At 74.1% G+C, this 5,892-nt stretch carries 4 protein-coding genes; 2 read left to right on the plus strand and 2 right to left on the minus strand.

Going from position 1 to position 5,892, the window contains the following annotated elements; genetic code table 11:
• Nucleotides 1-183 precede the first annotated feature (183 nt).
• Nucleotides 184-804: a hypothetical protein gene (locus ACTIDRAF_RS0218375; protein ID WP_016700191.1), complete on the minus strand. Its 621-nt coding sequence runs from the start codon at nt 802-804 to the stop codon at nt 184-186.
• 469 nt (nt 805-1,273) lie between these two features.
• Between ACTIDRAF_RS0218375 and ACTIDRAF_RS29675 the strand changes: the two genes are divergently transcribed.
• Entirely contained in the window at nt 1,274-2,434 is a 1,161-nt protein-coding gene (locus ACTIDRAF_RS29675; RefSeq protein WP_016700192.1) for a hypothetical protein, read from the plus strand.
• A gap of 89 nt (nt 2,435-2,523) precedes the next feature.
• Here ACTIDRAF_RS29675 and glgP read toward each other — a convergent pair whose 3' ends face one another.
• Entirely contained in the window at nt 2,524-5,082 is a 2,559-nt protein-coding gene (gene glgP, locus ACTIDRAF_RS0218385) for an alpha-glucan family phosphorylase (RefSeq protein WP_026066244.1), read from the minus strand.
• A gap of 568 nt (nt 5,083-5,650) precedes the next feature.
• Between glgP and ACTIDRAF_RS0218390 the strand changes: the two genes are divergently transcribed.
• The gene (locus ACTIDRAF_RS0218390) at nt 5,651-5,854 is read left to right on the plus strand and encodes a hypothetical protein (protein WP_016700194.1); all 204 of its coding nucleotides are present in this window, start codon (nt 5,651-5,653) and stop codon (nt 5,852-5,854) included.
• The last annotated feature ends 38 nt before the right edge of the window (nt 5,855-5,892 follow it).

Below are 5,892 nucleotides of genomic sequence, written 5' to 3' on the forward strand. Positions count from 1 at the left end.
ACCCGGGCGTGCGGCGCGAACGCGGGGCTCGGTCGGCCCCTCCGCGCGTGCCCCCGGGCCCCGCGCGGAGCCACCGGAGCCCTGGGACGGCGGGGACGGCGGCGTCCTCGGCGAACCGCCCGCCGTGGTCGTACCGCGCTCGGGAACCGTCCTCGGCGCACCACCTCCGGCCGGTTGGCCGGTTCAGGGCCGGAAGACCGGGTTCGGGAGCACCGTGAACGTGGCGCCATCCCAGTAGTCGCAGTCGTCGGCCTCGACCGCCAGGGTGATCCGGAACCCGGCGGAGACGTCGACGGTCACCTCGGACAGCACTCCCGGGACGACCTTCGTCCGTTCGACCGGCCCGTCATCCACCTGGGTCAACAGGGTGCGGCTGGTGTTGGGCGAACTGTCCGAGAGGGCCACCTCGGTGTGGAACTCCCCCACGTCCGCCGGGATGTTGTAGGTGATCGCGGCCTCGCACGGTCCGCTCTGCACCAGCGCGTCCGGGTACTCCTGCCGCAGCACCGTCGCGGACCCGATGTCGAAGTCGTACCCGCCGTCCACTGCGGTCTGGTCCACCAACCGGATCTCGCCCACCGCCGCGACCGCCGTGTTCCGGCCCTGCTCGTCTCCGGCCGCGTCCGTTCCCCCGGCACCGGTGTCCGTGACCGCCGGTGGGTCGGGGGCGGCCGTCTCGGTGACCGTGACGGTGGCCGCCTCGTTCCCCCCGACCTCCCGACCGGCGAAGTACGCCGTGAACACCCCGGCCACCGCCGTGATCAGCGTGGTGACGATCGCGCCGACGAGTCCGATCCTGGCCACCCGGACCTTCGGGTCGTGCTGGCCTCCGCCTCCGCCAGCACCCGGCGGAGGCGCGGGATATCCGCCGGAAGTGCCGCCTCCCCCCGGAGGTCCTCCCCTCCCGGGTCCACCCGGAACCACCATCGCGAATCCCCCAGTGCCTACGGTGTGACCGACAGTTCACCCTCTGGCACTGTATCCAGCTTGTGGTCCGCACCACAGGGATTCCGCCAGTCCCCCTGCTCCGCCCCGCGCGCGGCCACCCCACGACCTGCCGGTTCCGCGACGAGGTCGTGGCTTCCTGGGCCTGCCGGAGAACCCGTGACCACCGACCTCGTGTGTGTGTGCGACGGCTCGACCGTCACCCCCGGTCGGCGCGTCGGCGCTCGTCCCCGGGGGTCGGGGGCGTCCGGGCGGTCGCGCTCCCCGGCCCAGGAGTAGGGCGAAAACGCACCACCGGGGCGGCGGGCCCGGCTAGCGTGCCGGTCCTGTGAGACCGTTCACCGCGCTGCGCCGCCCAGGGGTCCTGCTGGCCGTCCTCGTCCCGCTGGCGCTGCTGCCGATGACCCTGGCCGACGGGGTGCTCGCCGTCCTGCTGGCCTGGTCCGGCGCGCTGCTGGGCCTGTTGGGGGTCTCCCTCGCGCTCCAGCTGGGCATGTTGCTCGGGGCGTCGCTCGGCGGCGGGCGGGTGACCCGCGTCGGTGTCGGCGTCGGCCGGCTGGTCCGGGAGTGGAGCACGCCGCGCCGGGTGGTCGCGGTGCGGGCCGTCCCCGTCTCGCTGTCGGTCTCGATCAGCCCGGACCGGCTCCCGGTGCGCCTCCGGTTGTGGGCGACGGGTCTGTGCTCCGCCCTGGCCGGAGCGACAGCCGCCGCCCTCCCGCTGCTCGGTGTGCCCGATCCGTTGTGGACCGGGGCTCTCCTCGGCGGGGTGGCGCGGATCGTCCACGCGCTGCTCCCCCGCGACACGGCCGGCAGCACCTCCACCGGGTGGCTGCTGTTCCGCCTGCCCCGGGTCTCCGGTGCCCGGCTCGCCGAGATGGAGGCGGCCCCGCTCGCCCGGGAGGTCACCGAGGCGGTGCTGGCCGGTCAGCTGACCGAGGCCGCCGCGGCCGCCGACCGGCTGGCGCGGGCGCGGCCGGGGACGTGGTCGACCTCCGCCTGCCAGGTCAGCGTCCTGGAGGCCACCGGCCGGTACGCCAAGGCGGTGGCGGTGACGATGGGCATGGTCCAGCGCGGTGGGGACGATCCCCGCCGGATGTCCTTCGCCCTGGCCGGGCTGGCCGGCCTCGCGGTGTCCGCGGTGGAGGTCGGCCAGGTGGAACCGGACACCGGGCTGCCGGTGGCTCGCAGGGCCATGTCGGACGCCGTGCGGCTCGGCTACCCGGAACACCGGCTGAACGGGACCCGTGCCGCGCTCGCCCTGCTCGACGGGGACGTGGCGGCCTCGGCGCGGCTCGCCGCGCTGGCCGCCGACCAGAGCCAGGGCCCGTTGTCCCGCGCGGACGACCTGGCCACCCTCGCCCGGGCCCGGATGGCGGCCGGCGACAACGCGGGAGCCCGGGAAGCGCTCGGCCGGGCCGAGGAACTCGCCGCCTGGTGGCCCCGGGTCGCGGCCGTGCGGGAACGCCTCGACGTGGGGGCGGTCCGCTGAGGGCGGCCGCGCCCCCGGAAGGGCGGTGAACCCGCGAGCCGACCGCGCGCTGGGCCGCCGCGTGCTGGGCCGCGCCGCGCGTCGGGACGTCAGCCGGCCAGCACCACCAGGCCCAGTTCGGCCGGTTCGGTGAGCAGCCCGTGGCGGGGCAGGACCCGGACCGTGTAGCCGGTGGCCCCGGCGTGCGGCAACACCACCTCGCCCCGGAAGGAACCGTCCTCCGTCCTGCGCATGTCGGCGGTGACCACCTCGTGCAGCTCGCCGTCCTCGTCCACCCGACCCACGACGGCCTGCACCATGACGTCCTCGTCGGTCAGCCCGGCCAGCTCGACGCGGCTGGTCACCGTCACCTCGGCCCCCAGCAGCGGCACGGACTCGCCGTCGTAGGACAGGTCGCTGTCCAGCACCCGCACCTCCGGCCACGCGGCCTCCACGCGGGAGCGGAACCCCGCCACCTCCCGGGCACCCCGGTAGTCATCGGCCGACATGGTGCCCGCCGACCGGGCCGCCGGCAGGTAGCAGCCCTCGACGTACTCGCGCACCATCCGGCTGGCCTGCACCCTGGGCCCCAGCGTGGTCAGGGTGTGGCGCACCATCGACATCCACCGCGTCGGCACGCCGTCCTCCCGCCGCTCGTAGAACAACGGGGTCACCTCGTCGGTGAGCAAGCGGTAGAGCGCGGAGGCCTCCAGGTCGTCCCGCCGTCGGGGGTCGGTGACCCCGTCGGCGGTGGGGATGGACCAGCCGTTGCGACCGTCCTGGAACTCGTCCCACCACCCGTCCCGCACGGACAGGTTCAGGCCGCCGTTGAGCGCCGCCTTCATCCCGGACGTGCCGCAGGCCTCCAGCGGGCGCAGCGGGTTGTTCAACCACACGTCGCAGCCCCAGTAGAGGTACCGGGCGAGGGACATGTCGTAGCCGGGCAGGAAGACGATCCGGTGCCGCACCTCGGGGTCGTCGGCGAAGCGCACCACCTGTTGGATCAGCGCCTTGCCGCCCTCGTCGGCGGGGTGGGACTTGCCGGCCACCACGAGCTGCACCGGCCGGTCCGGGTCGAGCAGGATGGACCGCAGCCGGTCCGGGTCGCGCAGCATCAGCGTCAGCCGCTTGTAGGTGGGGACGCGGCGGGCGAAGCCGATGGTGAGGACGTCCGGGTCGAACACCGACTCGGTCCAGTCCAGTTCCAGTTCGGACGCTCCCCGGTGCAGCCAGGCGTCCCGCAGCCTCCGCCGCACCTCGGCGACGAGCCGTTCCCGCAGGGTGCAGCGGATCTCCCACAGCAACGCGTCGGTGATCGGTTCGACCCCGCGCAGCCTGCTGGCGTGTTCCAACGCGGAGTCGGCGTCCCCGAAGAGCCGGTTGATCTCCCGGGCCGACCAGGTCGGGCCGTGCACACCGTTGGTGACGGAGGTGATCGGCACCTCCTCGGCGTCGAACCCGGGCCACCGCCCCCGGAACATGTCCCGCAGGACCCGGCCGTGGAGCTGGGACACCCCGTTGGCCCGCTGCGCGAGCCGCAGCCCCATGTTGGCCATGTTGAACATGTTCGGGTTGTCCTCGGCGCCCAGCGCGAGGACCCGCCGGGTGCTGACACCGGGCAGCAGGTCGTGGTCGCCGCCGTCGCCGAAGTAGTGGCGGACCATGTCGACCCGGTACCGGTCGATGCCGGCCGGGACGGGGGTGTGGGTGGTGAAGACCGTTCCGGCGCGGACGGCGGCGAGGGTCTGGTCGAAGTCCAGACCCTCCTGTTCGGTGAGTTCCCGGATGCGTTCCAGGCCGAGGAAACCGGCGTGCCCCTCGTTGGTGTGGAACACCTCGGGTTGGGGGTGGCCGGTGAGCTGGCAGTAGGCGCGGACCGCCCGCATCCCGCCGATCCCGGCCAGGATCTCCTGCTGGATGCGGTGGTCCTGGTCGCCCCCGTAGAGCCGGTCGGTGATGCCGCGCAGCTCCGGCTCGTTCTCGGGCAGGTCGGTGTCCAGCAGCAGCAGCGGCACCCGCCCGACCCGTGCCTGCCAGATCCGCGCGCGCAGCACGCGGCCCCGGGGCATCGCCACCCGCACCAGGACGGGAGCGCCCTCGGCGTCGGTGAGCTGTTCGAGGGGCAGCGCGCGGGGGTCGATCAGCGGGTAGTGCTCGACCTGCCACCCGTCCGGCGACAGCGACTGGCGGAAGTAGCCGGACCGGTAGAGCAGGCCCACGGCCACCAGGGGGACGCCCAGGTCGGAGCAGGCCTTCAGGTGGTCGCCGGCGAGCACGCCGAGCCCACCGGAGTAGTTCGGCAGCGCCTCGGTGACGCCGAACTCCATTGAGAAGTAGGCGACGGCGGCCGGCAGGTCACCCAGCTCCTCCTGGCGGCGCTGGTACCAGCGCTGCTCGGTGAGGTACCGGCGCAGGTCGTCGTCGAGGGCGCGGGTCTGGGAGAGGAAGTTCTCGTCCCGGGCCAACTGCTCCAGGCGTTCCGCCCGCACCTCGCCGAGCAGCCGCAGCGGGTCGCCCTTCACCGTCGCCCAGGCCCGGGGGGAGATCGAGGCGAACAGGTCCTGGGTCGGCGGGTGCCAGGTCCAGCGCAGGTTCGTGGCCAGGGTGCCCAGGGCGCGCAGGGGCTCGGGCAGGTGAGCTCGGACGGTGAAGCGACGCACAGCTTTCACGAATGCGGACCCTATCTGTCCGGTAGCGGACGTGGTGGTGACGCGGGAGTGACGGGCGCCGCCTTTCCCGCGCTGGTGTGGCGACCCGGGTGGAGCGCGGCCCGGGGTGGGCGGTCGGCGCGCTGGTGCGGCGGGGCGGCGCCTGCCACGACGTCGCGACCGTCCACCCGGCGCACCATCCGCCCCAGGCGCCCGTTCCGTCTCACTCCGCTGCCTACCAGATGGGCAGAGTGCCACCACCGGGTTCACCCGGCCGACGCGATGCCCCCCTTTCGTGTTCTCGGGGAGTGATCGGCGGCGGGGTGGGTACGGGGTTCCGCCGCACCCGGCGCGGCGGACGCGGCGCCGCCGGCGGAGGCCGGCGTCTCCCCCTGCGTGGGCGCGGTGGATGCGCTCGCGGGCCCCCGGCGCGGGGTGACGGTCGGCGACCAGCCCTTCCAGCACGACGTTTGCGGGTGACCCACCCGGGGGTAGTCGCGGACTCGAGTAGCCGTCGCCGCCTGACGGGGTGACGATGTCTTACCTAGAGCGACCGCACGGTCACCGGAACTCACTGGGGAGGTCGGGCATGGGTCTACGTTTCTACGTGATCAGCGCTGCGGCGCTCATCACCTCCGCGGTCGTCGGAATCCTGCTGGGGGCGGTGCTGACCACGCTGCACTCCGACGTGACCCGCATCGAGACCTCCGTGATCACCCCGGCCGCCGACCACGACGTCCCCAGTCAGGAGAACGCCCCGGAGCCCCGACTGGCCACCGTGCCGGAACGCTGACCCGCCCCCGGCCGCACCGCCGCCCGCCCCGGCGGCCG

It is taken from the genome of Actinoalloteichus spitiensis RMV-1378 (assembly GCF_000239155.1).
Classification (GTDB): Bacteria; Actinomycetota; Actinomycetes; order Mycobacteriales; family Pseudonocardiaceae; genus Actinoalloteichus_B; species Actinoalloteichus_B spitiensis.

Coding starts and splice junctions, on each gene's coding strand:
- ACTIDRAF_RS0218390 (WP_016700194.1), top strand. CDS start 5,651: ATGGGTCTACGTTTCTACGTGATCAGCGCTGCGGCGCTCATCACCTCC.